Here is a 26,564-nt window from a genome sequence, read left to right as displayed (position 1 = left end):
CTCCGCACCCCTCCCCTGACTTTCCACCCGACGACATAGCGATCAGGAAAGAACCCCATCATGCACATCACAGTCTTCGGGGCGAACGGTCCGACCGGCCGCCTCCTCACGGGCCAGGCACTCTCCGCCGGACACCGCGTCACGGCGGTCACCCGGCAGCCCGCCGCGTTCCCGCTGCGTCATGACCGGCTCGAGGTGGTCGGCGCCGACGTCCTCGATCCCGAGGCCGTCGACGCCGCCGTGGCGGGGCGGGACGCCGTACTCTCCACGCTCGGCGTGCCGGCGGGGAGAAACCCGATCAGCACCTACTCGCGCGGTACCTCCCACATCGTCGCGGCGATGGGCCGCCACCGGGTCGGGCGGCTCGCCGTGGTGAGTTCGAGCGGAGTCGAACCTCACCGCTTCTCCGACGGCGGATTCCTGTTCAACCGAGTGCTCCTGCCGTACGTGACACGGGTACTCGGCAGAACCCTGTACGACGACATGCGGCGCATGGAGGCACTGGTGCGGGCCAGCGATCTGGACTGGACGATCGTGCGCCCGAGCGGGCTCTACCACCTTCCGTCGGTCACCGACCACACGCTGGTGGAAGGCCACGCGGACGGGAGGTTCACCGCCCGCGTCGATCTGGCCGCCGGCCTGCTGCGACTGCTGGACGACGACCGGCACGTCCGTTCCACAGTCAGCGTCATCACCACCGTCGACAACCCCACCTTGCTCCAGTGGATCCGCCGCGAGGCGCTGACCAGGAACGACGATCCGACCTGACGACGACCGGACAGAACATCGCCGGAGCAGCACCCGCTGGACGGAGCCCGCGGTCGGGGGCGTGTCCGGGCCTGTGCGAAGCCCTCGCGACGAGGAGGACAGCCGCAGACAGATGTGGTGCTATAGCCCCCTTTGTCCGACCCGCGCGAGCCCCCATGAGGGTCGTCTGGTCTTGGGAGCGCCGCGAGTGACGTAGTGTTGCTTCTGCCGACGCGGGGTGGAGCAGCTCGGTAGCTCGCTGGGCTCATAACCCAGAGGTCGCAGGTTCAAATCCTGTCCCCGCTACTGAACGACGTGAGGCCCGGATCCTGCGGATCCGGGCCTCACGCGTGCACGCGACACCGCACCAGGCCGGGGGGTACCGGGCTGGATGACCGGGCGATTCGGTACCGCGAGGCAGATTCCCGACGAGCGGCAGCGTCCGGCTACGCCTCTTCGTAGGGGACCGGCTCGGTGCTGGTCCGCACCTGGTACGGACGCAGCCGGTGCGCGCGGTCGGATTTGGGGACCTCGACGTGGCGGAGGCGCTCGGACACCTCTCCGGGAAGCCGGCTGGTGGGGGGCCGGTGCGGGTGCGTCGTGGGGTCGGGGGGTGGTCCTTCCTGGTCGCGCAACTTGCTTCCGAAGGCGACGGCGCCGACCAGAACCGCTACGACGATCAATCCGATCACGAGGTGCACGGGAGCCTCCAGTAGGGGCGATGTACCTTTTGCCCGCATTTCGCGTTCAGCGAGTCGCCGGATGCACGGCGAGCCCGGAAGGAACCGATCGGACGAACGTCTTCAGCGGCGCACCCCTCGGCGCCGGCAACGGCTACCCCCGTGAGTCAGGGCACGGGCGGTCGGCGCGGGGCATCCGGTGCACTCGCGGGCGATTCGGGGGATTCGCCTCCGATGGGCGGGTAGCCGAAGACCATGAACCCCATTGACATCACCCCGCTCCGTGCCGTGGCGCTCGTCTGCACGCTCTCCCCCTCCCCCACGCCTTCCAGCTCCGAACTGCTGGCCGAACAGACACTGGCCGCGCTGACCGACCACGGAGTCACCGGAACCGTCATCCGGATCGCCGACCACGCGGTGAAGCCCGGAGTGGGGACCGACATGGGCGGCGGGGACGCGTGGCCGGGCATCCGCTCCGCGATCCTGGACGCCGACATCCTGATCCTGTCCACGCCCATCTGGCTCGGGCATCCCTCCAGCGTCGCGCAGCTGGTCCTCGAACGGCTCAACGCCGAGCAGGGCGAGAGCGACGACGAGGGCCGCATGCTCACCTACGGCAAGGCCGCGGCCGTCTGCGTCGTCGGCAACGAGGACGGCGCCCACAAGGTCAGCGCCGACCTCTTCCAGGGGCTGAACGACGTCGGCTTCTCCCTCGCACCGAACGCCGTCACGTACTGGGTCGGCGAGGCCATGCAGGGCACCGACTACCGGGACCTCGACAAGACCCCCGAGAAGACCGAGGCCACCACGGCCACGCTCGCCGCCAACACCGCCCACCTGGCAAGGCTGCTGAAGGCGGCCGCCTACCCCCCGTCCTCCTGATCAAGGACGCTCACGACGACGCTCACGACTCGCCCCACCCGCACGGAGGAATCCGATGACGCCCCACGAAGATGCCGCCCTCCCCGACCCGCCGTCCCGCCATCCCCGGCCGCCGCAGGCGGAGCAGCACCAGGAGCATCCCGGCTCGACCGAGCGCATGGACCCCCGGCCCGACCACGGTGAGGAGTCGTACCAGGGCCATCAGGTCCTCGCCGACCGGGCGGCGGTCGTCACCGGAGGAGACTCCGGGATCGGCCGGGCGGTGTGCCTGGCCTTCGCACGTGAGGGTGCGGACGTCCTCTTCACCCACCTGCCCGAGGAGGCGGACGACGCCGAGGAGACCGCGCGCCTGGTACGGGAAGCCGGCCGTACGGCCATCGCCGTACCGTGCGACCTGCGGGACGAGGATCAGTGCACGAGCGTGATCGAGCGGGCGGCGGGCGAACTCGGCGGCGTGGACATCCTCGTCAACAACGCGGCCTACCAGATGTCGCAACCCGACGGCATCCAGGCGATCACCACGGAGCAGTTCGACCGGGTGATGAAGACCAACCTGTACGGCATGTTCTGGCTCACTCGCCAGGCCCTGACGCACATGCCACGTGGTGGGTGCGTCATCAACACGACCTCCGTCCAGGGATACCAACCCAGCCCGCATCTCCTCGACTACGCGATGACCAAGGCGGCGATCATCTCCTTCACGCACGGTCTGGCGCAGATGCTCGCCGAGCGCGGGATCCGGGTGAACGCGGTCGCGCCCGGACCCGTGTGGACCCCGCTGATCCCCGCGACGATGCCGGAGACGAAGCACTTCGGCGAGCAGTCGCCCCTGGGCCGGGCCGCCCAGCCGGCCGAGATGGCGCCGGCCTACGTGTTCCTGGCCTCTCCCCAGGCCGGATACATCACCGGGGAGATCCTCAACGCGACCGGCGGCACGCCCCTCCCCTGACTCCTCTCCCCTGGGCCGTGGACCGCCGACGGACCGGAGCGGAGCGGATCGGACCGGAGCGGTCGCGTCCGCCGTCGGCACCGGCACCGGCACCAGCACCGGCACCGGCACCGGCACCGGCCGCTGTCCCCGGACCGTTCCCGGCGTCCCGGCAGGCCCGGCCGGGTTCAGGACGCAAACTGCCGGATTTCGGGGGCGGAAATCCGCGAGAGCGGGGAAGCCGTGAGGCATGAGCACTACGGAGCAGCGAGTCGACGGCCAGGACGAGGCCCCCGTGTTGGAGGCGCTGGAGAGGTACCACCGAGCAGGGGAGGTGGCGTTCACACCCCCCGGGCACAAGCAGGCGCGCGGCGCCGATCCTGACGTCCGCCGGGTGCTCGGCGATGCGGTGTTCCATGGCGACGTGCTGGCCAGTGGCGGCCTGGACGAGCGCCGGACCCGCGGGCGGGTCCTGGAGCGTGCCGAGAGGCTGATGGCCGAGGCGGTGCATGCCGAGCACACGTTCTTCTCGACCTGCGGCAGCTCACTCTCGGTGAAGGCGGCGATGCTGACCGTCGCCGCTCCCCACGAGAAGCTGCTCATCGGCAGGGACGCCCACAAGTCGGTCGTCGCAGGGTTGATCCTGTGCGGCATCCAGCCGATCTGGGTCGAGCCCGCCTGGGACCCCGAGCGTCACCTCGCCCACGCACCCACGGCCCAGGCGTACGAGGAGGCGTTCCGCGCCCACCCCGACGCCCGCGGTGCCCTGGTCACGAGCCCCACCCCCTACGGCTCGGCTGCCGAGCTCGCCGCCATCGCCGAGGTCTGCCACCGCCGGAGCAGGCCGCTCGTCGTGGACGAGGCGTGGGGCGCCCACCTGCCCTTCCACCCGGACCTGCCGACCTGGGCGATGGACGCCGGAGCCGATGTCTGCGTCACCAGCATCCACAAGATGGGCAGCGGCCTGGAGCAGGGATCGGTCTTCCATCTGCAGGGCGGTCTGATCGACCCGGCCGACCTGGCCTCGCGGGCCGATCTGCTGGGGACGACGAGCCCGTCCGTCCTGCTGTACGCGGGGATCGACGGCTGGCGCCGTCAGATGGTCCGGGACGGCAACCGGCTCCTCTCCCGCGCCTTGGATCGGGCCGCACACGTCCGAGCCGAGATCGAGAAGATCGACGGGCTCCACGTCAACGACGCGGCGGACTTCTGCGGCCCCGGCCTGGCCTTCGAGTTCGACCCCCTGCCCGTGGTCATCGACCTGTCGGACCTCGCCGTCACCGGATACGACGCCGCGGACTGGCTGCGCGAGAACCACCACGTCGACATGCACCTCTTCGATCACCGCCGGATCAGCGCCCAGCTCACGCACGCGGACGACGACGACACCACGGGCACCTTGCTGACGGCGTTGAAGGACCTGGCAGGCAACGCGTCGGAACTGCGGCCCGCCTCGTCCGTGGAGGTACCCTCCCCGGCGAGCCTGCGCATGGATCAGGCGCGACTGCCGCGTGACGCCTACTTCGCCCGCACCGAGGACGTCCCTCTCGAATCGGCCGCCGGCAGGATCGCAGCAGAGATGATCACCCCCTACCCTCCGGGCATTCCCGTCGCCCTCCCGGGGGAACGGCTCACCGAACCGGTCCTTCGGTACCTGCGCACCGGAGTCGACGCGGGGATGAACGTGCCCGACCCGGCAGACCCTCGCCTGCGGACGGTGCGGGTCGTCGCGGCCGCCGACTCCGCGGGTGGCTGAATCCGGGGCCCGGCCGGCATGGCGCGGGCCACGTCCCAGGCGCGGAGGGCGCGGCCCGCATGGTTCCCTCGCCACCCGTCGGAATCGGGAGTGATCACGTGGCGAGGCTTCATAACCGAAGAGCGGCTGCCCACCCCCATGGACGACAAACCTCACGAACTGCACATGTCCGGCACCTCGCGCCGGCGACTTCGTGGCTGTTCGAACCCCAGGCGCACCGACCGTTCATCGACCGAGGCCGGGTTTACGCACTGGTCGCGAACTCGGTGACCCGTGCCGGCCTCATCGGCCACCGGTCCCCCGCGGCTGATTCGACCTGGTGCGGGGTAGTCCTCGGCGACGCGACGTGACACGCTGCGAGCACCAGCCAGCCTGGTCTGGTGGGAGACCCCGCGCCGTCCGATGGCCACCTCAGGTGACCGTGGACGGGTACGGGTGGTCACGCCCGGCTGTGAGCGACATCGATGTCGCGCTCTTGACGGCCACCTTCCGGCAGAAGCCGGCCGTGATGGGCTTCAACCCGAACGGTGAACCCTCATGCGAACCTTTGAAGTGAACGTCGACGAGCTGCCCGACCGGACGCTGATCGTGATTGCCGGGGAACTCGACATGACCACGTGCCCCACCGTCACCGAGGCCGTCCACGCCCTCCCCCTGGGTGGCAGGACCCTCTCCCTGGACCTGTCACGGCTCGCCTTCCTCGACTCCAGCGGCCTCAACCTGCTCCTGGAACTGCGCCTCCGCGTGCAGCAGGAGGACGGCACGCTGGAACTCCGCGGGGTGCAGGAACGAGTCCTGCGCGTACTGCGCATCACCGGGGCCGAAGGTCTCTTCCACCTCAGCCCTCGACCTCCGACCGCAGCAGTCCCCGGCCACGCCGCGTAGGACGCGACCACGGAGCACCGGGGTACCGGTCGCCCATGACGCACAGGCTCCCGTCGGACGACCAGGGCAGGGCCGGGGCGAGGGCGACGTCAGTCCGGTGCCCGCCCACCGGCTTCATTCCGTACGGTGATCGTGAAGAGGGCGCCGTCGGGGTCGGCGAGGGTCGCACGGCGCTCGGTGGGCGTGCTGAGCACGGGCGGGACGAGACGGCCTGCGTGGCGTTCGGCCTGCGCGACGGCAGCGTCGAGATCGGCGACGGAGAAGTGGACGTGCCATCGCGGACGCACCAGCGGGTCGGGGGCGGTCCTGACAGCGCCCCCGCTGATGCGGGCGACGATGTCGTGGCCGTGGCGCAGGACGACCTGGGAACCCTCGTAGGACACCTGGCACGATCCGGGTCGCTCGGACGCCCAGTCCAGGACCTGCCCGTAGAAGACGGCTGCTTCGAAGGCGTCCCTGGTCCGCAACTCGAGCCAGGCGGGAGCCTTGCGTGCACCGATCCTCCACCCTGGCTGGAGCCTGCCCTGCCAGATCCCGAACGTGGCGCCGTCCCGGTCCGCGGCCAGCGCGGCCCGGCCCGTGCCGAAGGACAGGGGCCCCACCGCGACGGTGGCGCTGCGCTCACGGATCCGTTCCGCTGCCGTGTTCGCGTCGATCACGGCGAAGTACGGCGTCCACGCGACCGCCGCGGGCTGCCCGGCGAGCACGCCCAGGCCGCCGACCGGCGCACCGTCCTGCAGCGCCACGCAGAAGTTCTCGCCGCGCCTGTCGGGCCGGAAGTCCCAGCCGAGGACCGCGCCGTAGAAGTTCTGCGCCGCCTCGAGATCCCGGGTCAGCAGGCTGACCCAGCAGGGAGCACCGAACACCGTGTCACTGAAAACCGCCACACCGACCCTCCATCCGTCCCGACCCCCGCGGCGGTCGGTTGTTTCACCGTCGTCGCAAGCCGGAGCATTCGACCCGTGGGGGCGCCCTTGCGGCCGGCCCGTCGCGGGTACCGGCATCCGCCGATGAGCGCCGCGAGGTCAGCTTGTCAGGCCCCTTCGTCCACTCCAGGCAGCCACTCCGCCGTGCCGGCGCGAGCGGGTTGTCGGCGTCGTACTCGCTCTGCGGGAGGAGACCTCCGGGACGTCGGCACCTGCCCTCAGCGCTCTGCGGAGGGGCGGACTGAGCGGCGCCCGAGCCCTCGACGGAATGCAGCGGATCACGGCGGAGTCGGAGGCTCGAAGCGCGAAGCGCGGTGAACGGGATACCCCCGGATCACGGGCAGCCGGGGGTGATCGTTCAGCTCGAGAGGAGCCGGTTGAAGAAGGACCGGTACTGGCGCAGGGCCAGGCGCAGGCTCTCGGTGTCGACGTTCTCACCTTGGTTCCACTGGCCCTCGAGGCCCTGCCTGCGCTCGGCGAACGTGGCGGCGAGCGTCTGCATGACCTCGGCGACCAGTGTGTCGGCGGCGTGGACGGCCTCGCGCGGGTCGTCCACGAAGCGGTTCTGGATCTCGTGCCACTGGTCCCGGAAGTTCTGTCCGTCGCTTTCGCCGAGCAGCGCCGAGGCGTCCGCGTCGGCACTGTCCGTCGCGGGTTCGCCGGCCTGCCCGTTCCTCGGCCTCTCGGGCGCCGCGGCCTCGTCCGTCGTCCTGGCGTCCTCGTGGTACCGAGGTGCCTCGTCCCGGGTCTCGTCCGGCATGTCGCCCCGCGGCGGCGCTTCCTTCACGGGCCCGGCGGTGCGGGTGTCGTCGCTGATGTCGGCGCTCTCCCCGGGGTACATCGGCGGTGCGGAGCGCCCTCCGTCGCCCTCCGCGGTCTCGCGACGCCCGGCGATGTCCTCTGTCGTCAGTCCGCGCTCGGCAGATGACGATGTCTCGTGGTCTCGCATGTCCTTGCCCTCCACGGTGCCCGGGGTGCCCCCGGGCCGTCTGCCGTCCGAGCCCCGAGGGAGCGGGGCCGGTCTGTCGGGTCCGCGGCCGCTTCACGAACGGTCGGGGTCCCGGTGGTCGCTGTCTTCGAGCAGTTCCTCGAACAGGGCGCGGTAGTGCACCATCGCCCCGCGCAGCTGTTCTGTGGTGACGGGCTCCGAGGAGCTGAGGGCGAGGGTGTCGTGGGCCGTCCGGTAGTGCTCCAGGGTGCGGCCGTGCTCGACGGAGAGATCCCGCATCTGCTGTTCGTAGCCTTCGGTGGGGTAGCCCCGCTCGCGCATGAGTGCCGTCACGAGCCGGTCGGCCTTGCCGACCGCCTCGTCGGGACGGTCCACGAACTCCTCCTGCACCTCGCTCCACGACTGCTGGTACTGATTCCTCGCGGCAGCCGGAAGCGGGCGGATGTCGAGGGAGTCATGACGGCTCTCGCGGGCATCGAGGTCGTGTTCCGCCTCTCGCCTGCTGCCGGCGTCCGCGACGGTCCGGTCGTACTCGGGGCCGAAGCGCCGGCGGAGCCGGCGCCGCCGTCGCATGGTCACCGTGACGACCGCTGCGATCACAACGATCAGCACGACGACGGAAATGGTGATGGCCAAAAGCGTTCCTGTTGACATTGCACCGGCCCCCTCGGGCTGCCTCGTGCCGAACTGCCCCCCGCCCCTGCCCGATGGGATTCCGCCGAAACGGCGGTCGTCGAGTGCCGTGCAAACCCGTCGACACCGCGCCGCTGCCCGGCGACGGTGGACCGGATCGGGCGGTCTCCCGGCGGAACGCCGAAGCCGGCGGCGGGCACCGGTGCGCCCATGGCACATGGCCAGACCGGACGGGACGCGTTGCACCGGTTCGGGGCCGGGCGGCTGGGCAGTCGCCCATCGAGGCCACCGACGAAGGGATGCGCTCATGTCACGTCAACCCAGCTCACACCCCCCGCAGGGCGACGGGACCAGCAGGCACCCGGGCAAGGAGCAGCACGGTTGGTCGCCCGATGTGGACAGCACACGGCAGGAGGAGAATCCGAGCGCCGAGCGTTCCTTCCACACCGAGGAGAACACGCCCGACACCCCCTCCCGCTCGAAGCGCTCGTCCGGCAGCCAGAAGGCGGACGAGGGTACGCCGGTCGAGAGCCACGGCCGCAGAGGCGAGGATCAGTCCGAGAAGTCCGGCGGCCAGAAGGGCCACCACGACCTGGGCCGCCGCGGACGATCGCAGCGCCCCAGTGGCGGGAAGGACGCCGAGGCGTACACCGGTGTCGACCCCCAGGAACCGCCCGAGCGGAAGCGCCGCGGATAGCGGGCACATGCCCCGGCCACCGGCTCCCGAGGTCGGTGGCTCTCGGCCCGAGGGCCTGCGCACCGCGGACCCGCTCCCGTCTGTTCCCGATCGTCGCCGGAAGGAGAAGCGCCTCCCATGGCCGTCCGTCATCAGCTCATCAGATGCTCTCCGAAGGCCGTCTGGGCGGTACTCGCCGATCCGAGCCGCTACCGGGACTGGGTGGTGGGGCCTTCCGACTCCATCCCCCTGGACACCCACTGGCCGCAGGTGGGCGCCCGCCTGCAGTTCACCCTGCGACTCGGCCCCTGGTCCGCGGACGGTGTCACGACGGTCCGGCACTGCGAACCGGGCACGGAGCTGGAGCTGGAGGCGATGGCCGGCGCCCTCGGCACGGCGAGGATCTTCCTGCAGCTGCGCCCGTGGGGCAAGGAGACGCTCGTCGTCTGCGACGAGCACCCCCTGCGCGGCTTCGGGGGGACATTCCACAACCCGGTGAGTGAGGCCCTGCTGCAGATCCGGCATCGGAGCATGCTGCCGCGCCTGGCCAGAGCGGTGGAGCGGCACGATGCGGCGGATCACCATGCCTGACGCGGTGGTGATCGGATCGGGACCCAATGGACTGGTGGCCGCCAACCTCCTGGCGGACGCCGGCTGGAGCGTGGAGGTCCTGGAGGCCCAGAGTGAACCGGGGGGCGCCGTGCGCAGCGACCGCGGCGTCCACCCCGAGTACGTCTCGGACCTCTTCAGCGCCTTCTATCCGCTGGCCGCGGCCTCACCCGTCCTCGCCCACCTCGACCTCGCGGCCGACGGCCTGCGCTGGAGCCACGCCCCGCGCGTCCTCGCCCACCCTTTGACGGACGGACGGTGCGCGGTGCTGGAACGCCGCGTGCACGACACCTCAGCCGGGCTGGCCGCGTTCGCGGCGAACGACGCGAACGCCTGGCAGGACATGTACGACGAGTGGCGCCGGGTGGGCCCGGACCTGGTACGGACCCTGTTCACGCCCTTTCCGCCGGTCCGCGCGGGACTGCGCCTCGCCCGCACCCTGCGGGCCTCCGGAGGGCTGCGGCTGGCGAGGGATCTGTCACTGCCCGTACGCCGCCTGGGCGAGGAGCGGTTCGAAGGCGAGGGCGGCCGCCTCCTGCTGGCAGGCAACGCCCTCCACGCCGACCTGGCACCCGAAGCGGCGGGCAGCGGGGGGTTCGGTTGGCTGATGTCCATGCTCGGGCAATCCCACGGCTTCCCGGTACCGGTCGGCGGGGCCGGCGCCCTCACCGCAGCACTCGTCCGGCGGCTGCAGCGCCGCGGAGGCGTGGTGCGATGCGGGGAACGCGTCGTGTCCGTCGACGTGCGGAACGGTGCGGCCGTGGGGGTCCGCACAGCGGGAGGGGAGGCGATCGGCGCACGCAGAGCGGTGCTCGCGGCCGTGTCCGCTCCGGCCCTCTACCGAGATCTCGTGGCCCAAGAGCACCTGCCGTCCCGTCTGTTGCGCGACCTGGAGCGGTTCCAGTGGGACTTCGCGACGTTCAAGGTCGACTGGGCGCTGAGTCGCCCCGTCCCCTGGACTGCGCCGCAGGCGGTCGGAGCAGGGACGGTGCACCTGGCCGAGGGGGTCGACGCCTTGACACGGTTCGCCTCGCAGATCGCCACCGGCGCCGTGCCCGACGCCCCCTTCGTCCTGTTCGGCCAGATGACCACGGCGGACGCCGCCAGGTCGCCGGCCGGGACGGAGTCGGCGTGGGCCTATACCCACCTGCCGCAGCGCATCGGCTCCGACGCGGGCCCCGACCACATCACCGGCCGGTGGGACGCCGGCGAACAGGAGGCCTTCGCCGACCGCGTCGAGGCTCAGGTGGAACGCGTCGCACCCGGATTCCGCGCACTGGTCCGCGCCCGCCGAATCCTGGCGCCGCCGACCCTTCAGGCCATGGACCAGAACCTCCACAACGGGGCCATCAACAACGGGACCGCGGCGCTGCACCAGCAGGCCTTCTTCCGTCCCGTGCCGGGAACCGGCCGACCGGAGACCCCCGTCAAAGGCCTGTACCTCGCCTCCGCGGCGGCCCACCCCGGCGGAGGCGTCCACGGCGCGCCCGGAGCGAACGCCGCCCGCGCCGCGTTGAGGCGCCACGGGCTCCATCGCCTCCTCCATCGCGCCCAGCGGATCTGAACGCCGTCGGATCTCCGAGGGCGGCCGGTATCTCGACGTTGGGCACCGCTTGGTGCGTGGCAGTGTCCGCACTCCGTCGCCGCCCGTCGCGGTGATCATGGTCGACCACCTCTCCCCGCGGCGTACGGGCCCCGGAGGGGACCCTGCGTGATGCCGACTGGTCGCGCACGGAGCGTGAGTCACCGTGACCCGTAGGGCATGAGGTCACTCAGACCGGCGCCGGGGCTGTGATCCCCCGCATAGGAGCCACGTCACGTCCTAAGGGAAGTAGTAGACGCAGGCCCCCGCAATCCCGCGCCCAGGTGAAGGGCGACAGGTCATTCCAGACATTTGCTATGCGGTGGGGTAGTACGTCACATCCTTGCTCTCACCTCGGTGTGCCCCTAACCATGGCTGTCGTTCCGGGGACCCCGGTGCGGGCCGAAACGGCAGAGCATGTTCGCTCGGCCGGCCACCTCGCGGAGAGCTTCTCCGCTTCCGCTGTGCGGCCATTCGGTCGCCATCCCCACGTCGTCGCCGCAGATGGAGAGCTACTCGCGTATGACCGCCCCCACGCAGAACACCACCAGCCGCATCACCCGATTCCGCAAGCTGTCCGTCGCAGGCATAGCCACCGCGGGTGCCGCAGCGGCGGCGCTCACGCTGGCCCCGTCGCCCGCTCACGCAGCCCCGGTGTCGGCGAATGTCTCGGCGTCCCAGGTGTCGGCGGCGCACGCTCCGGCGGCGAAGAAGGCGAAGAAGCAGTACGCCGACAACCTCGACGGCTGGATCAAGGAAGCCCTGGACATCATGAAGTCCAAGAACATCCCCGGCACCTACGAGGGCCTTCACCGGAACATCATGCGTGAGTCCTCCGGTAACCCGAACGCCCAGAACAACTGGGACGTGAATGCGCAGAACGGCACGCCTTCGAAGGGCCTGCTCCAGGTCATCCAGCCGACCTTCGACGCCTACCACGTCGCCGGCACGCCGCATGACCTGACCGACCCGGTCGCCAACATCACGGCGGCGGCCAACTACGCGGCCGACAAGTACGGCTCGATCGACAACGTCGACTCCGCCTACTGATCCGCCCTTCCCGGCTCGACGACCGCTCAAGGGCTCGGGTCGGGCGAGCACACGGTGGCACGCAAAAACGGGCATCCCGTAGAACCGCTCTGCAGCCGGGCGACGGCGCCATGCCCGCCGGCCGGGTTCGATCGTCGTTCAGGGCGAAACCGGACCCGCATGGCCGGCTTCAGCTTGAGGTCGCGCGCGGAACGGCTCACCGGCCCCGCGAGCGCCACCCGCGGAAGGGGCCGCCGCATGCGACTCGGCCAGGCCGGCTCGGGCCCCGGTGTCGTCGGCCGGCGTGATGGCGCGGGCGGCCACCGGGCCGGCGTGAGGCTCTCCGAACGCGCAGGCCAGTTCGCGGACTTCCGGGTCAAGATGGCTGGGGCCAAGAACAGCGCTCCGGCCTCGCCTGACCACTCCGTCCCCCTCCTGATTCCCGCCGGTGTTCGTCGCCGTCCCGGCGAGCCTCGGCGCGCGCCACCTCGACGACCGTCCTCCACGTCAACACCCCATCATGGAGGGGAATCTGCCGCGACCGTCGCCGTCGCCCTCCTCGCCACCGCACCCGTGATCGCCGGCGCGGTGGGGTCAGACCCGACGACGCAGCGGGTGTTCAGCACATGGTTCGTCAACCCCGTTGGCATTAAGGGCTGTTCGTGCTGCGCCGCGCGATGACCCCCCTGCGCGGGTGATGCCCTCAGCCTGCTTAAATGATCAGACTTTTGCAGCAAAGTGGAACGGGGATCCCGGATGAATCGTCTGACGAAGGTCGGTCTGGCGGCAGGAACGGCCCTGCTGCTCACCGCGTGCGGTGGTGCAGCGGACGGCGGAAGCGGAACCGCGGCCGAGGTCGGCGACGGCGGGGGCGGCGGGAAGCCCACGGACGTCAAGGCCGCGTCGCTCGGGCAGGCGGACAGCCTGACCGTGGCCTACTGCCACGAGATACCCAGTGGGAACGACGAGGACCCGGTGTACGGGCTCACCCTGCGCTCGTATTCGGCGAAGAGCGGCGCCCTGGTCGCAGAACGCAGCACCGTCCTGCCCAAGGGCGTCGAGCCGAACACGGTGTGCGACAGCGGAGACTTCCGAAGCCTGTCCACCTACGCCTTCAACAAGGACTTCAGCCTGATCGCCGGCACCACGCATGCGGGCGCGTCCGAGCGAGCAGCCGCCTACGACCTCGGCACCGGTCAGGAAGTCTCCCCTCCGGACCCGGATGCCTTCACCGTCCGCGCGGAGAACAAGGGAGCCGCCTTCCACCCGACTTCCGGACTCCTCTGGTACGACGAGAAGCCGGCCGACGGCGGTGAGGACGGCCTCGGAACCCGGGACGCGAAGGCCGGCTACACGACCGAGAAGCACCTCACTCCCTCCCAGGCCGCCGGCGTCGTCACCCAGGACGCCGCCACCCTTGCGACAGCAATCGCGGCGAACTCGCAGCCGAAGGCGGTCACTCCCTCGGGTGGCATCGTCGCCGACCTGTCGAGCAGCCTGGCAGAAGGCCCGGTCCTCATGCTGAGCCGCGTGGCCGCGGACGGAGCTTCCGGCGGCGGCTACAAGCTGACCGAGCTCGAGACCACGGGCCTCGACGGCAGGGAGACCTGCGCCCCGGCGTTCTGGCGTGACGAGACCAATCTGGTGTGCGGTACGGAGCAGATCACCCTCGCTGCCGACTACTCCAAGGTCGTGAAGAGCCAGGACCTGGTTCCGGCCAACGACCGCTCCAACATGACGCCGGTGCCTTCGCCGGACGGCAAGCACTTCGCCTTCCTCTCCAGCGGCGAAAACGGGGCGCTGACGCTCTACCGCGGCGACCTGAGCACGCCTGGCGCCCAGCCGGTCAAGGTCGCCGACCTGGAGCCGCCGATGGACGGCTCCGACGACCACCTGGAAACACTGGTCCGCTGGAACTGACCCACGACCGACCGGCGAAGGCGTCGAGACCGGCACCGGCACCGGCCCCTACCGCCTGGCCACCACCTGCGCGCGAGCCGAACAACCGGCGTCACATGCCGACTTTCACGGCAGCTCAGCGGCCCGTCGTCCGCAAGGACGGCGGGTCCGGTCAGTCATCGAGGGCTCACGCTCTTCCAGTGATCGTTGCGTGCGAGACTTCGGGCCACGCAGAAGCGCACCGGGAGGGGCGGACGATGAGTGTCTGGGCCTGAGTCTTACACGTCGGCTCAGCGGAGGTGTCGTCGGACGAAAGGTGCCGTTCCCAGGACAAATACAGTGAAGGCGACCGGGCTGAGCGGTGAGGTTGCTGTGCTGGATGCTGTAGGTCGCGTACCAGTTGGCGGCGAGATCGGTCGTCATGATGGCGCAGACGAGGTCTGTTCCCCGACGCTTGCCGCTGATCAGAAGCACAGCTGCGAGCGGGTCGAGGAGCGCCAGCGAGGACCAGTAGAGGTTGAGCCACCTCGGAGCCCAGTCGTAGGCCGCTGCGCAGTGGGCCCGGCTGGGGCCGTTGCTGCCGACGGGCAAGAAGCCGGGACGGTATCCGATTCGGACCCGGCGGCAGGTGATCAACGGCACAACGGGGGTGGACACGGTGGGACCGGGCGTGGCAGTCGGGCTGCTGCATACCTGGGTCGTCCCCACCTGTGGGGCCGATGACCGTTCGTCCGCACCGGAGTACGCCGGCTCGAACGAAAACGCTCCGGCCGGCTCTCCGCGAGCGTGCGGCGTCGGTTACAAGGGATACGGCACCAAGACCAGTCCGGTCGATACGGCCCGCTTCGACAAGGTGGTGGGCGAGCTCCGTGACCGCGACTGGCAGCCGTCCGGGGAACGGGCCGAGCGCAAGGGCAAGGACGGGGCGGTCTTCGAAGTCCGGGTCATCCTCAAGCAGCGCGGCTGGACGGTGGTGACGCAGTACCGGGCTCTGGGAGACGACGGCGACATCAGCTTGATGGCCTACGACGACGCGTGCATGAAGCAGAACGGCCCCGGAACGGGTCCGCTCGACTGACCGCTGCACCCTCACGCAGGGGCAGCTCGGCTCCCCGGGCTCCGCGCACGGGAGTGCCGGTTCGACGGGCCCGTTTCACGGATCACCGCCTGGCACCGCAGACCACCAGCTGCTGGCCGCTGAGGCGTCTACGAGGAGGCAATCTTGCGGATGTAGGAGGTGAGGTGGTGCTTCTCGTACAGGATCGAGTCGGCCTGGAGCGCGGGAAGAGGCCTGCCGTTGACTTCCATCGCGGGTGTGCCGGTGGCCGAGGAGTCCTCCATGGCCTGTTCGGAGGCGTCGACGTAGGCCTGGTACTTCATGGTCCTGACGGCCCTCTCGAAGCGGGCGCTGTTCAGCTCCGGAACCATGGCGGCCATGGTCAGGAGGAACTCGTCGGTGTAACCGTCGACCGCCTCTTCGGGCTGGTGCGCGTAGAGGGTGCGGTGGTACTCGATGAACTTGCCCTCCTCCAGGGCGGCCCGCAGGGCGTTGACCGCCTTCTTCGAGCCGTCGCCGCCGAGTCTGTCGTCGAGGAAGGAGGCGAAGGTGTAGTGGACCTGGACCGATCCCCTCTGCGCCAGTGTCCGTAGCTCAGGGCCTCCACCGGTGCTCTCGAACTCCTCGCAGTACGGGCAGCGAGGGTCCTCATACACCTGGACCGTGACCTTGGCGGCAGGGTCCCCGACCATGATGGTCGTCCCGTCCGCCGCAAGCGATTGCGGTATGTCCGCCACGCTGCCGAAACCCGATCTCTCCCGACAGCCAGCGGCAGACATCCCAAGGGCACCTGCGACCACAAGACCCGCGAATCTTCGCCTGACCAGCATGAACAACCCCCCTGATGGTGAAGGGATCCGACTCTACGCGGGCCATCGGCGCCAGCAGCAGCCACCCCTCACAGACAGGGGCGAGGCGGAACGGACTCCTCCCCGCAGACGATGGCAGCCGCAGCCGACGACCTGCAGGACCTTGCCGCTCTCTGGAATGTCGGCGAGGCCCGTGCCCACTGCATCGTCGAAGCGGCCGTCGCCGCGCTCGTTGCCGGGCTCGACAGCCCCACTCAGCATCCTGGCCGGATGCACCCGCGCCGAGGCAGAGTACGAACTACCCGACCTCCTGCCCGCCGTACTCGATGAGCGGGTCGTGGTCGTTGCGGTCGGCCGTCAGGTTCCCGGCTGAAAACCGGTTGCTCCCTGGTCAGCCTGCTTGGTGGGATGCGGGAGCTTGACGTCGGGAGGGGTTACAGCTTGGCGGTCTTCGGGTGCGCGGGTTGCGGTGCGGTACTGACGGCGGCGGTGTCGGAGGTGGCGTTGCCGATCCACCTGGCCGACACTCACTGGGAGACACTGCACCCGCCGCTGCTGGAGGCCGGGTCCTACGCCGTCGACCCTGCACCGTACGGGCCGCCGTGGCAGCAGTGGGACGAGGTCGGGGAACGTGAGGCGGCGGCGCGGGGGCGCTTCGCGCCGTTCGGCGCGCTGTCCGACGGACCGTCGAACACCGTCCTCCTTGCGCCCGGCGACATGCGCAGCACCAGACTGATCGTGGAGCGGGCCGGGGGTTACTGCTTGGGGATCGACGGGAGGGACGGGCCGAACCTTGCCTGCCTGGAATGCGATCTACCGGTGGGAACCCGGGTGGACGACTGCGGGTGCTGGCAGGTCGTCCGGCTCATCCCGCAGTCGGTGGTGCGCCTGCCCGGCCCGCCGGAGCGGCCGGTCATGGACTGGGCGGAGCTCCTGGCCACCGGCGCGCTGTGGCACCGGCTGAGCGAATACCGCGACATTCCGGCAGGCGTGGCTCTCGCCCACGTGGTGGTGGCCGCAGAGGGCGACCCGGTCGAGGTGACGCCTGGACCGGTCGCTGAGCTCCTGGGCCGGGCACTCGGCGCTCTGCTACCCGCCGGGGAAGGCGCGAAGCGGCTTGACCTGGCGGGGCCGGGGTTCGGCGAGTCGACAGCCGACCTGGTGCTGGTGCCGGTTCATCCCCAGACCGGAGACATGTGGCAGCCGCGCACCGGGGCGATGCCGGTACCCATGGATGCCGCGCTCTGGGCCGAGCTCGCCTTCCCACCGCACCGCACTCGGCTGCCGGTGGTCGGCGGGCTGCCGGCAGGTGTGGAGCGGGACGACCCGCTGCCGCCCCACTCGTGGTACCCGTTCCAGCCGTCCAAGGAGGCGTTCCGGTACACGCTCGCGCGGACGCCCGCCGTCAGGGAACCGTGGCTGCGGGCCATCTACGAAGGCGGATAAGGAAACCCCTCGACGAGCAACGCCATGTGCCGGGTGTTCCCGGCATGGACGGTGAGCCCATCTGGCCTGTCGACGGCCGGATCGGATACTGCGTACGGATCGACGACGAGGTCATTGGGCCAGTGACCAGACGGACACCCCGGTGGAGGCCGCGGTCAGGTTCACCACCCCTGCCAGCGCGAGCAAGAAAGCCACCACCGCATCCGGGCCCCCTCCGATCGAGCCGGTCCGGACCGGCCGCCGCTGTCCGTACCGAGTGCGGCGCATGGCCGTGGGTAAGCGCGGGGGCGGCCTTGGCCTTCCGGCCCAAGCCCCGGTCGTACGCCGGTCGTTCCCGGCCCAGCGGCAGAGGGGCTGATCACCTCGGCACCTGGGCGAGGACTCCGGTGAGCACGCCCGTCAGGGCGTCTGTCGCGCACGCGGTGACGAGGTCAGTCCACCGAACGGGAGCGGGGAGAAGGGAGCCGGAAGAGTCCGTTCAGTCGGCGCAGGGCCTCGGTGTCGCCGCTCGCCGTGGCGGCCCCCGTCGCGATCGCCTCGGCGAGGGTCTGCTTCTGGCCGGTCACACCGATGAATACGTCTTCGCTCATGGCGATCGTCGCGTCCGGGTGCTGGGCGGGGCCGTGCAACGCCTCGATCGTCCCGTCGTCGATCCGGGCGTGGAAGACCTCGTCGCCGACCCGGAACTCGTACACGGCGCGGAGTCCGGCTGCGGCCTTCGCCTCGAAGCAGGCACGGAGCCCGAGGACCGCCCAGCCGGGGTGGAAGGTTTCGGTCTCCCGCCGTTCGCCCATGGCCCACTTCATTCCCCAACGGGCCAGGGACAGCACGGCGGGACCGAGTTCCTGTCCCGCCTCGGTGAGGGCGTAGGCGGGGGTCCGGGCGGGCGGCGGGAGCGTGATCTTGTGGACGAGACCTTCGCGTTCGAGGTGCTTGAGCCGGGCTGCGAGCAATCCGGTGCCGAGGCCGCGCAGGCTGGTCTGGAGGTCGCCGTAGCGTTTGGGCCCGGTGAGCAGTTCGCGGATCAGCAGCAGGGTCCAGCGATCGCCGACGAGGTCGAGGGTGCGCGCGGTCGCGCAGTACTGGTTGTACGTTCGCTGCTCCACGTCCTCATTCTAGACTTCGCGCTTCTTGTTTCTGAATCGCCGGGTTTCTGGGTCGGCGGACGTCCAGCAAGAGCCGGGCGAGCGGCTCGGGATCGGTCAGCATGACGTCGTGCGGGCCGTCGAGCGCGCGGGCCCGGTAGCCGAGGGCCGCGCCGAAGCGGTCGAACGCAAAGGTCGACGGGCGGCAGTGGACGGCCGTGCCGGGTATCGCGTCGACGCGCCCGGTCAGCCGGGTGGTCTCGGTGAAGGTACGCAACGGCTGGGGAACCAGGCGTCCGGCCAGCCAGGCCGCGTCGTCGGGGTCGACGATGCCGAAGGCGGCCGGGGGCGGGGCCGGGATCAGGAGTCCGTCGGGCGAAGCCGCGGCGACCGCGCGCATCGCGCCGGCGAAGACCTCGGGGGCCAGGGCTAGCAGACCGGCGCCGTCGGGTCCTGCCCAGCCGTCCACGAGGACGATGTGGTCGACGGTCCGACGCGCCGTGTCCGCTGCTTCTCGGACGACCAGGCCTGCGTAACTGTGGCCGACCAGGACGACTTCGTCGTCGTCCCGGACCGCGTCGAGGGCCGCGGCGACCGTCCGGGCGTGGTCGTGCAGCCCGCGGTCGCCAGGCGTGCCGAGGTCCGGGGTGGTGGTGCGGGCGCCGGCGGCGTGCAGCAGGGGGACGACGCGGTCCCAGGCCCAGGGGCCGTGCCAGGCGCCGTGGACGAGTACGTATGTGGTGGTCATCGGGTCTCCTCGCGCAGCAGGGGCAGCAGCTGGTCGGCGAACTCCTCCAAGCCCGCCTCGTGGTCGTCGGTGGCCAGGCGGATCACCAGGTGCCGGGCGCCGGCCTGGACATAGCCGGTGAGGTGGTCGGCGGCCTGGCGGGCGGTGCCGGCGAAGAGGCACTGCACCGCGGCGACGCGTTCGGGCGGGGCGTCGTAGTAGCGCTCGACGCTGCTCCGCAGGCGATGGCGGGCCCGTTCCGGGTCCCGGTCCAGACAGAGCGTCATGTACAGGGCGGGAGTGACCGGGCGGGCGGGTGCGGACTGCCCGATGGTGCGGAGTTCCGCCGCGTACGTCGTCGCTGCGGGCGGGTAGGGAAGCCATCCGTCGGCGAGACGGGCCACGCGTCGCAGCGCCGTTCGGCCGCCACCGGCCAGCCAGACCGACGGCCCTCCCGGGCGGGTCGGCGGCGGCGCGATCCGTACGTCGGTGAAGGCGAAGTGCTCGCCCTGATGGGACACCGGTGCCCCCGACCACAGTCGCCGCATGACGTGGATCGACTCCTCCAGGCGGTCGAGGCGGCGGGCGTACGGGATGCCGAGGGCCGTGAACTGGGCACGCGTGGCCTCGTTCGGGAAGCCCCCGCCCAAGCCGGCGACGAGTCGCCCTCGGGAGAGCCGGTCGAGGGTGGCCAGTTGGTGCGCGAGCAGGATCGGGTGACGCAGGGCCGGCAGCAGCACCGCCGTGCCGAGCGTGATCCGTTCGGTGGCCCGCGCCGCGGCGGCCAGGAGCAGCAGCGGGTCCGCTCGCGGCCGTGTGACGGGGCTGTCGCCGGCCCACAAGGAATCGAGGCCGAGTTGCTCGGCCCGCCGGGCCTGGGCGACCAGGCGCCCCAACTCGTGCTCTGCCCGGACGGTCTGATCACGCGTCGGCAACAGGTAGCCGATCTCCAGCCGTGTCATCGCCCCTCCCGGCGGCCGTGGAACTTCCTGGTCGCCAACCCTAGCTCTTGACTTCTTGATTTTGAAGTGCAGACTTCCAATTCAGGTAACCGAGAGGAGAGTTCCATCATGACCAAGGCGCTCTACACGGCACAGGCCCACGTCACCGGAGGCAGGAACGGTCACGGGCGCACCGCCGACGGACAGCTCGCGCTGGATCTACGACAGCCGAAGGAACTGGGCGGCGACGGCACGGGAGCCAACCCCGAGCAGCTCTTCGCGATCGGATACGCCGCCTGCTTCGGCACCACCCTCGCACTGGTCGGAGAGCGCGCCGGAGCCACGGCCGAGGACGCGGAGATCGAAGCGTCGGTCTCCCTGCTCCCGAACGGCGCCGGGGGCTTCGCGCTCTCCGTCGAGCTGAACATCTCGCTGCCCTCGCTCCCCGCCGAACAGGCGGTGGAACTGGTCAGGACCGCACACCGGATCTGCCCCTACTCCAACGCCACCCGCGACAACATCGACGTCACCCTGCGCGTCGGCGGCACCAGAATCCGGCCGTGACCGCTGCCGGCGTGCGCCGCTACGAACGTGGGTCTCCTCCAGGGGCGCCGCCTGCCGCGAGGCCAGAACCGTACGCACCCGTCTCCCGCCCGGCGTCGGGCGCCGCCTGACGACCCGAAGGGCCGCACCGATCGATGGCCATGGCAGCGCCGCATGGGCTCTGTCGGCATACGGGCAGCGGGTGTGTACTGGAGGCTTGCTGCATCGAGGGGGAGACATGCCGCGAACACCCGATGCCGGAGCACCCGAGCCTGCGCGCAAGGAGGAGCCCTGGCTGTCCGGCCACAAAGTCGCCGAGCTGTGGCCGGTCCGTAAGGACTGGCTCCCGAGCGCCGCCCGCCGTGCCGACGTCCGCGTCCGCCAGTACGGCGGCGAAAGCCGAGGCACGTACGGGGCCGCACCCACCTACTACCACTACCACCCCGAAGACGTGCGGAGGGCCGCAACCGCCATCACCGAAGGCCGCATCGACATCCCGACGGTCTGGCGCACCGACACCCCCGACGGCCGCCGCGCCGAGAACTGGAGCAGACTCCGACTCCGCCTCACCTGCGCGGTCCTCCTGGCCCCGATCCTCCTCCCCCTGGCGCTGGCGATCTACCAGATGGTGACCTGAAACCCGGACCGGCCGGCAGCGAGCCGAGGCCGGGGCGGCAGGCAGGCAGGCAGGCAGGCAGGCAGGGACATCAACCCACGCAACTGGGACCGCCGGGGAGGCACCGGACGGGACGATCAGGCACGCGATGGTCGGCACGACCGAGTGTGCACGCTCGTCGCACGGCCGCCTGGGGCAGCCGGTCCGCCGCAGGCCGTCGCGTCACCACTCAGGGTGGACATCGTGACTGTCGTATCGAGCACCGGCTTCTGTCTGCCAGGGCCGGAAGCGGCCCGGGCCGGATTGCTGGTGGGCATAGGTGACAGGTTCTTCTGTGTCGTCGGTGACGATCACGGCTCCTGACTTCTCCGCGCAGCGCAAAGCATGCGTCCAGTGACGGCCTCGGTGGCCGGTCCGGTAATCGGGGATCTTGCATTGAGTCATCGGAATTCTCACCGCCCGAGTGATGCGGTCGCGCACTCCGCCCGGCACAGGACGACCGTCTAGCGCCGAACATTCCGATATACCCCAAATATAATGATTGAATACGTAATGGTTTGAAAGAATTGGGCCTCGCCGGGCCACCGAGGCTCGCGCCCAAACCCGGGAAGCGCTCCTCGCGCCTCCCGTCGCCCCTCTTCCACTGACCGGCTTCCATGACCGGCTTCCACTGAGGAGAACGATGCGATCGCGCGTCTCGGTCCTCATCTACAGCAGTAACGCGAACACCCGCGCGGAGGTGCGCCGCGCGCTCGGCAGCAGACCCGCGGCCGACCTCCCGCCGATCACGTGGCACGAATGCGCGACGCTGCCCGCCGTGCTCCAGACCCTCGACAGCAACCACGTAGACGCCTGCGTACTGGACGGCGAGGCCACGCCCGCAGGCGGCATGGGAGTGTGCCGACAGATCAAGAACGAGGTCTTCCAGTGCCCGCCCGTCCTCCTGCTCATCGCCCGCCCGCAGGACGCCTGGCTCGCCGGCTGGAGCCTTGCCGACCACACCCTCACCTCACCGGTCGACCCCCTCGAATGCGCCGCTGCCCTCTCTGCGCTGCTGCGCGCGCAGTCGCCCGGCCGTACCGACTGAGCTCTTTCAGAGCGGCCACTGATCGGGTGGCGGGCCGGCGCTCCGCAACTCACGAGGCTCCCGTGCGTGGAGAGAGATGCTCGCCGTCGCAACTCAACAGCACAGGAGCCTCGCTGGTTCCCCGTCCTGCCGCACTCGACCTGCCCCATGCTCTGGTCGAGTGGGTATCGATGCTCATCGTCACCCGTGAAGGTGACCGCCGATGCAAGCTCCCGGCCCCACCAGCGCGCCCTCGTCGGCCTGACCTACCTGCGTCGGCACGACACGCTCGCGGAGACCGCCGTCGGCTCCGGGATATCCATCGGGACCGCCCACGCCTACGTCACGGCCGCCGTCGGCCACCCGCCCCACCGGGCACCCGGTCTGCTGCGGGGGTCCTGCGCGAGACGGATCCTGATCACGTCCTGCTCGACGGGACGCTCGCCGAGTGCGACCGGTCGGTGACAGCCGGGTCGACCGGCTCACGACCAGACAAGTCGACCTTCGGTGAACCGACAGACCGGGGAGCTTCCATCGGCGATCCTCGTCAGCGTCTCCGCCACGGAGTCGAAATACCGGGCCATCGACTCGTACTCGCCCGTAACCGTGGGGCCACCCACGAACCAGCTGCCGACGCGCCCGTCCCGCACATCGAGGAACTTTCCCATCCAGCCGTCCTGGTCCGACAGGAACGGGATCCACTCGTTGCGCCAGAACGGGTAGTCCGGCTGGTCCGGAGGGTCGAATCCACAGGACGTGGCGCGGTTCGCGTAAAGCCTCTCCATCGCCCGGATACCCAGAAAGAAGCTTCCCTCGTCGGGGAACCCGTCGAATCCGCAGCACATCACGTCGTCGTCGACGTCTTCCTCCGGCAGATCCAGATTGTTCTGCAACAGCCACGTCCGCAGGTCCCCATGCAGGGAGATCCCCATCCGTTCCTCGGCTGCCGCGAGCATCTGTTCCGTAGCGGGCCCGGGCAGATCCGCGTGATCGGCCGGCGCGTGCTCCCGAAGAAGACTCATCACACGCGACCAACTCTCCGCCACACTCATCGTCCTCTGCCCTTTGGCCTCTCTACAGGGATGTCTCCGTCCGACCACGCCACTGGCGAGGTTGAGAAGTACCGGCCGGAGAACCTTGCAGGGATGGTACTTCGAGCGTGTGTTCCATCCCTCCCCGCGATCATCTTCCGCCCCGAAGCGCAGGATCGGCCCCACGGCGTCACCCTGGGGTGGCGAAGCTGAAAACGCTCACTGATGACAAAGCGGGCCGGCGCACCTCCACCCCGCCGGTACCGGGCTGCAGGCAGGCAACGTCAGATTCCGTGTGCCGCCCTCAGGTGGCCACATCGCACCACTCGATGCCGTCGCGCCAGGGCCCACATGAGCGCCCTGCGCGACGCGCACCCGAACATGGACAGCGGCCCTGGCGTCATGGCGTGAACAGGCCGGCAGACCCTGTCACCTCGAGGAGGCGGGCGACCTGGGGACTGGCGTCGGTGATGGTCAGGGTGCGGCCTTCGTCGAGAGCCTGCAGGCGCAGACGCAGAAGAGTGTTGAGGCCGATGGAGTCGCAGAAGGTGACGGCAGACATGTCGAGAGCGAGGCCAGCTCGGTCGGGTGACGTGGCCATGGCGCGCATGAGGGTCGCCCTGAGGTGGCCTGCGCTGTCGAGATCGACCTCTCCAGCGATGCGGACCCGAGTGTGCGCCGAGCCAGGAACTGCGACCACCGTGACTGTCGAGTCCGTCGACCGCGTGCCGGCCTGTGGCACGGGGTGCGCAACAGAAGCCATGGAACCTACCCCCTGAAGTTGCGGAGCCGCAGAAACCCTCTGCTTCCATCATAGGTAGCCGATTACACGAAATCTAGTTCGCGCAATTGGCTACGCGAGATGACAGGAGGCATGATGCATGTATGGGTGAGGGAGCAGGCGACGTGCCGAAGTGGACCTTTCTGACCAACCACGCCCGGGTGCTGCTGGCGATCTCCCGCGATCCCAGCGTCCGCCTGCGTGATGTGGCCCTGACCTGCGGCGTCACCGAGCGCACCGTGCAGGCGATCGTGGCCGATCTCGAAGAAGCCGGCTACCTCACGCGCACGCGGGCGGAGGACGGCCGACGCAATCACTACGCCCTCGCGCTGAACACGCCGTTCCGACACCCTGCTGAGGCTGACCACGACGTCGCAGGTCTGATCGCTCTCTTCACCGAAGGGTCGACCGACGATGCCACCCCACAGGCGCTGACGAACGCACGGTAGCCCGCTCGGCCACGGTGGTGCGCGAACGCGGACCGGAACGCGCACGTCCCGGGGCGCACGGACCGTTGTCCCGTAGCGGGCGGTGGGCGCCTGAGGCGGCGGCCAGGAACACCGTCGAGGGCGAGCAGGGGCCCCACGCGACGACGTTGGCGATCGGGCCAGGCAGACGGGCGAGCGCGCGCTCCGGGGCCGCTCGGTCGAGACCGCGTACCGGCTGTGAGGTCGTCGACGGCTGCCACGACGGGATCGGTCCCGAGGCAGCTGTGACCGCGTCCGGGGTCACATCGGCTTGCCCCGAGGCGGAGCTCCCGGGGCAAGCCGAATGACGTGGCCTCAGATGACGCCCTGTGCCGTCATGGCCTCGGCGACCCTCAGGAACCCGGCCGCGTTGGCGCCGAGCACGTAGTCGTCCGGGTTGCCGCCGTACGCCTCGGCGGTGGTACGGCATTGACCGTGGATGTCGCGCATGACCTCGGCCAGCCGGGACTCGGTCTGCTCGAAGGACCAGCTGTCACGAGCGGCGTTCTGCTGCATCTCGAGCGCCGACGTGGCCACGCCACCCGCGTTGGCGGCCTTTCCGGGGCCGAAGAGGACCCCCGCCTCACGGAACACCGCCACCGCCTCGGGCGTGCAGGGCATGTTCGCGCCCTCCGCCACCGCGCGTACCCCGTTCTTGACCAGCGCCACAGCGTCCTCACGACCCAACTCGTTCTGAGTCGCGCACGGCAGTGCGACGTCACACGGAATGTCGAACACCGTGCCACGGGCCGAGAACCGCGCGGACGGCTTCGCGTCCACGTAGGCGGAGATCCGGGCCCGCTGCACCTCCTTGACGTCCTTCAGCAGGTCCAGGTCGATGCCGTCCTCGTCGACGAGGTACCCGGACGAGTCGCTGCAGGCCACCACGCGGCCGCCCAGGGCATGAACCTTCTCCACCGCGTACAGCGCCACGTTCCCGGATCCCGAGACCACCACGCGTCGCCCGTCGAAGCCGTCGCCGCGCGTGGCAAGCATCTCCTGGGCGAAGTAGACCGCCCCGTAGCCCGTGGCCTCGGTACGGGCGTGGGAGCCGCCCCACCCCACCGGCTTTCCGGTGAGAACGCCGGACTCGTACCGGTTGGTGATCCGCTTGTACTGCCCGAAGAGGTAGCCGATCTCACGACCGCCCACCCCGATGTCACCTGCCGGTACGTCGGTGTGCTCTCCCAGGTGACGGTAGAGCTCGGTCATGAAGGACTGACAGAATCGCATGACCTCGCCGTCCGAACGGCCCTTGGGGTCGAAGTCCGCGCCGCCCTTGCCGCCGCCGATCGCCATTCCGGTGAGCGCGTTCTTGAAGATCTGTTCGAACCCCAGGAACTTCACGATCCCGAGATTGACGCTCGGGTGGAACCGCAGCCCTCCCTTGTACGGTCCGAGGGTGCTGCTGAACTCCACGCGGAATCCGCGGTTGACGCGGACGGCGCCTCGGTCGTCGACCCACGGCACCCGGAAGATCAGCTGCCGTTCCGGCTCGACCAGCCGTTCCACGATCCCGGTTTCGACGTACTCGGGGTGCCGGTCGAGGGCGGGGGCGAGGGACTCCAGCACCTCGGCAGCCGCCTGGTGGAACTCGGCCTCCCCCGGGTTCCGCCGGCAGACCTCCGCATACACGGCATCGATGTGTTCGCTCACGTTCACCGCTGTGTCCCACTTTCCTCGGCTCAGGATCCGTTCGACCCGACGGTGTGCGCTCCGGGCGTCGCCGATCCGGACTTCTTCGGGCTGAGCCGATCAGACATCCGATCCGCCGTCCAGACCGCACGGCGCGCGCATGCGTGGGGACGAGGTCG

27 protein-coding genes, 1 tRNA gene and 1 pseudogene are annotated in these 26,564 nt (G+C 70.2%); 18 read left to right on the top strand and 11 right to left on the bottom strand.

Going from position 1 to position 26,564, the window contains the following annotated elements:
• Positions 1 to 60: 60 nt before the first annotated feature.
• The gene (locus tag ACE1OA_RS34475) at positions 61 to 768 is read left to right on the top strand and encodes an NAD(P)-dependent oxidoreductase (RefSeq protein ID WP_432753978.1); all 708 of its coding nucleotides are present in this window, start codon (positions 61 to 63) and stop codon (positions 766 to 768) included.
• Between the two features lie 211 nt (positions 769 to 979).
• Positions 980 to 1,053, top strand: a tRNA-Met gene (locus ACE1OA_RS34470).
• Positions 1,054 to 1,193: 140 nt separating this feature from the next.
• On the opposite strand, the gene ACE1OA_RS34465 is transcribed toward ACE1OA_RS34470, so the two are convergent.
• Entirely contained in the window at positions 1,194 to 1,448 is a 255-nt protein-coding gene (locus ACE1OA_RS34465) for a DUF6479 family protein (RefSeq protein WP_384873508.1), read from the bottom strand.
• A 234-nt stretch (positions 1,449 to 1,682) separates the two neighbouring features.
• Here ACE1OA_RS34465 and ACE1OA_RS34460 point away from each other — a divergent pair, with 234 nt between their 5' ends.
• The 4 genes from ACE1OA_RS34460 (at position 1,683) to ACE1OA_RS34445 (ending at position 5,878) form a co-directional block, all read left to right on the top strand.
• On the top strand, positions 1,683 to 2,309 hold the full coding sequence (locus ACE1OA_RS34460; RefSeq protein WP_432753977.1) for a flavodoxin family protein: 627 nt from the start codon (positions 1,683 to 1,685) through the stop codon (positions 2,307 to 2,309).
• Positions 2,310 to 2,364: 55 nt separating this feature from the next.
• Positions 2,365 to 3,258, top strand: coding sequence for an SDR family oxidoreductase (locus ACE1OA_RS34455; RefSeq protein WP_356777859.1), 894 nt, complete (start codon positions 2,365 to 2,367; stop codon positions 3,256 to 3,258).
• A 229-nt stretch (positions 3,259 to 3,487) separates the two neighbouring features.
• The gene (locus tag ACE1OA_RS34450) at positions 3,488 to 4,993 is read left to right on the top strand and encodes an aminotransferase class I/II-fold pyridoxal phosphate-dependent enzyme (protein WP_386540591.1); all 1,506 of its coding nucleotides are present in this window, start codon (positions 3,488 to 3,490) and stop codon (positions 4,991 to 4,993) included.
• Between the two features lie 537 nt (positions 4,994 to 5,530).
• Positions 5,531 to 5,878 carry an STAS domain-containing protein gene (locus tag ACE1OA_RS34445; protein WP_384873498.1) on the top strand — a complete coding sequence of 116 codons (348 nt, stop codon included), beginning with the start codon at positions 5,531 to 5,533 and terminating at the stop codon, positions 5,876 to 5,878.
• 89 nt (positions 5,879 to 5,967) lie between these two features.
• On the opposite strand, the gene ACE1OA_RS34440 is transcribed toward ACE1OA_RS34445, so the two are convergent.
• The 3 genes from ACE1OA_RS34440 to ACE1OA_RS34430 all read right to left on the bottom strand — a co-directional run bounded on the left by ACE1OA_RS34440 (position 5,968) and on the right by ACE1OA_RS34430 (position 8,407).
• The gene (locus tag ACE1OA_RS34440) at positions 5,968 to 6,714 is read right to left on the bottom strand and encodes a VOC family protein (RefSeq protein WP_386540685.1); all 747 of its coding nucleotides are present in this window, start codon (positions 6,712 to 6,714) and stop codon (positions 5,968 to 5,970) included.
• A gap of 448 nt (positions 6,715 to 7,162) precedes the next feature.
• Positions 7,163 to 7,753: a hypothetical protein gene (locus tag ACE1OA_RS34435; protein WP_432753976.1), complete on the bottom strand. Its 591-nt coding sequence runs from the start codon at positions 7,751 to 7,753 to the stop codon at positions 7,163 to 7,165.
• Positions 7,754 to 7,846: 93 nt separating this feature from the next.
• Positions 7,847 to 8,407, bottom strand: coding sequence for a hypothetical protein (locus tag ACE1OA_RS34430; protein WP_432753975.1), 561 nt, complete (start codon positions 8,405 to 8,407; stop codon positions 7,847 to 7,849).
• Positions 8,408 to 8,780: 373 nt separating this feature from the next.
• On the opposite strand from ACE1OA_RS34430, the gene ACE1OA_RS34425 reads away from it, so the two are divergent.
• The 6 genes from ACE1OA_RS34425 (at position 8,781) to ACE1OA_RS34400 (ending at position 15,259) form a co-directional block, all read left to right on the top strand.
• Entirely contained in the window at positions 8,781 to 9,083 is a 303-nt protein-coding gene (locus tag ACE1OA_RS34425) for a hypothetical protein (RefSeq protein ID WP_432753974.1), read from the top strand.
• A gap of 117 nt (positions 9,084 to 9,200) precedes the next feature.
• The gene (locus tag ACE1OA_RS34420) at positions 9,201 to 9,653 is read left to right on the top strand and encodes an SRPBCC family protein (protein WP_356605997.1); all 453 of its coding nucleotides are present in this window, start codon (positions 9,201 to 9,203) and stop codon (positions 9,651 to 9,653) included.
• Positions 9,646 to 11,235: a phytoene desaturase family protein gene (locus tag ACE1OA_RS34415; RefSeq protein ID WP_432753973.1), complete on the top strand. Its 1,590-nt coding sequence runs from the start codon at positions 9,646 to 9,648 to the stop codon at positions 11,233 to 11,235. The genes ACE1OA_RS34420 and ACE1OA_RS34415 overlap by 8 nt, the downstream gene beginning before the upstream one ends.
• 540 nt (positions 11,236 to 11,775) lie before the next feature.
• Entirely contained in the window at positions 11,776 to 12,303 is a 528-nt protein-coding gene (locus ACE1OA_RS34410) for a transglycosylase SLT domain-containing protein (protein WP_384873483.1), read from the top strand.
• A gap of 735 nt (positions 12,304 to 13,038) precedes the next feature.
• Positions 13,039 to 14,202: a hypothetical protein gene (locus ACE1OA_RS34405; RefSeq protein ID WP_432753972.1), complete on the top strand. Its 1,164-nt coding sequence runs from the start codon at positions 13,039 to 13,041 to the stop codon at positions 14,200 to 14,202.
• Positions 14,203 to 14,809: 607 nt separating this feature from the next.
• Positions 14,810 to 15,259: a hypothetical protein gene (locus ACE1OA_RS34400; RefSeq protein WP_386540601.1), complete on the top strand. Its 450-nt coding sequence runs from the start codon at positions 14,810 to 14,812 to the stop codon at positions 15,257 to 15,259.
• A 128-nt stretch (positions 15,260 to 15,387) separates the two neighbouring features.
• Here ACE1OA_RS34400 and ACE1OA_RS34395 read toward each other — a convergent pair whose 3' ends face one another.
• Positions 15,388 to 15,930, bottom strand: a complete 543-nt coding sequence (locus ACE1OA_RS34395) for a DsbA family protein (protein ID WP_432753971.1) — start codon at positions 15,928 to 15,930, stop codon at positions 15,388 to 15,390.
• A gap of 558 nt (positions 15,931 to 16,488) precedes the next feature.
• On the opposite strand from ACE1OA_RS34395, the gene ACE1OA_RS34390 reads away from it, so the two are divergent.
• The gene (locus ACE1OA_RS34390) at positions 16,489 to 17,493 is read left to right on the top strand and encodes a hypothetical protein (protein ID WP_432753970.1); all 1,005 of its coding nucleotides are present in this window, start codon (positions 16,489 to 16,491) and stop codon (positions 17,491 to 17,493) included.
• Between the two features lie 431 nt (positions 17,494 to 17,924).
• Here ACE1OA_RS34390 and ACE1OA_RS34385 read toward each other — a convergent pair whose 3' ends face one another.
• Genes ACE1OA_RS34385 through ACE1OA_RS34375 form a run of 3 tightly spaced genes read right to left on the bottom strand, consistent with a single transcriptional unit; the run spans position 17,925 to position 20,267 of the window.
• Positions 17,925 to 18,599: a winged helix-turn-helix transcriptional regulator gene (locus ACE1OA_RS34385; RefSeq protein WP_384873465.1), complete on the bottom strand. Its 675-nt coding sequence runs from the start codon at positions 18,597 to 18,599 to the stop codon at positions 17,925 to 17,927.
• A 4-nt stretch (positions 18,600 to 18,603) separates the two neighbouring features.
• Positions 18,604 to 19,326, bottom strand: coding sequence for an esterase/lipase family protein (locus ACE1OA_RS34380; RefSeq protein ID WP_384873462.1), 723 nt, complete (start codon positions 19,324 to 19,326; stop codon positions 18,604 to 18,606).
• Positions 19,323 to 20,267: an LLM class flavin-dependent oxidoreductase gene (locus ACE1OA_RS34375; protein WP_384873460.1), complete on the bottom strand. Its 945-nt coding sequence runs from the start codon at positions 20,265 to 20,267 to the stop codon at positions 19,323 to 19,325. Before ACE1OA_RS34375 ends, ACE1OA_RS34380 begins: the two co-directional genes overlap by 4 nt.
• Before the next feature lie 108 nt (positions 20,268 to 20,375).
• On the opposite strand from ACE1OA_RS34375, the gene ACE1OA_RS34370 reads away from it, so the two are divergent.
• The 4 genes and pseudogenes from ACE1OA_RS34370 to ACE1OA_RS34355 all read left to right on the top strand — a co-directional run.
• Positions 20,376 to 20,810, top strand: coding sequence for an organic hydroperoxide resistance protein (locus ACE1OA_RS34370; protein WP_432753969.1), 435 nt, complete (start codon positions 20,376 to 20,378; stop codon positions 20,808 to 20,810).
• A 217-nt stretch (positions 20,811 to 21,027) separates the two neighbouring features.
• Positions 21,028 to 21,426 carry a hypothetical protein gene (locus ACE1OA_RS34365; protein WP_432753968.1) on the top strand — a complete coding sequence of 133 codons (399 nt, stop codon included), beginning with the start codon at positions 21,028 to 21,030 and terminating at the stop codon, positions 21,424 to 21,426.
• Between the two features lie 661 nt (positions 21,427 to 22,087).
• Positions 22,088 to 22,492 (top strand): hypothetical protein, encoded by a 405-nt coding sequence (locus ACE1OA_RS34360; protein ID WP_356605971.1) that lies wholly within the window; start codon positions 22,088 to 22,090, stop codon positions 22,490 to 22,492.
• A gap of 113 nt (positions 22,493 to 22,605) precedes the next feature.
• Positions 22,606 to 22,949: pseudogene (locus ACE1OA_RS34355) on the top strand (helix-turn-helix domain-containing protein); the annotation flags it as partial.
• A gap of 4 nt (positions 22,950 to 22,953) precedes the next feature.
• On the opposite strand, the gene ACE1OA_RS34350 reads toward ACE1OA_RS34355, so the two are convergent.
• Both ACE1OA_RS34350 and ACE1OA_RS34345 read right to left on the bottom strand, forming a co-directional pair.
• Positions 22,954 to 23,688, bottom strand: a complete 735-nt coding sequence (locus ACE1OA_RS34350) for an SMI1/KNR4 family protein (protein WP_432753967.1) — start codon at positions 23,686 to 23,688, stop codon at positions 22,954 to 22,956.
• Between the two features lie 214 nt (positions 23,689 to 23,902).
• Positions 23,903 to 24,265, bottom strand: coding sequence for an STAS domain-containing protein (locus ACE1OA_RS34345; RefSeq protein WP_356605970.1), 363 nt, complete (start codon positions 24,263 to 24,265; stop codon positions 23,903 to 23,905).
• 122 nt (positions 24,266 to 24,387) lie between these two features.
• Between ACE1OA_RS34345 and ACE1OA_RS34340 the strand changes: the two genes are divergently transcribed.
• Positions 24,388 to 24,732 carry a helix-turn-helix transcriptional regulator gene (locus tag ACE1OA_RS34340; RefSeq protein ID WP_432753966.1) on the top strand — a complete coding sequence of 115 codons (345 nt, stop codon included), beginning with the start codon at positions 24,388 to 24,390 and terminating at the stop codon, positions 24,730 to 24,732.
• 333 nt (positions 24,733 to 25,065) lie between these two features.
• Here ACE1OA_RS34340 and gdhA read toward each other — a convergent pair whose 3' ends face one another.
• Positions 25,066 to 26,412: an NADP-specific glutamate dehydrogenase gene (gene gdhA, locus ACE1OA_RS34335; protein WP_384873443.1), complete on the bottom strand. Its 1,347-nt coding sequence runs from the start codon at positions 26,410 to 26,412 to the stop codon at positions 25,066 to 25,068.
• Positions 26,413 to 26,564 lie beyond the last annotated feature (152 nt).

Origin of the sequence: Streptomyces sp. JL2001 (genome assembly GCF_050917515.1) — a bacterium.
GTDB lineage: Bacteria > Actinomycetota > Actinomycetes > Streptomycetales > Streptomycetaceae > Streptomyces.
This window is presented reverse-complemented; position numbering and strand designations above follow the sequence as displayed.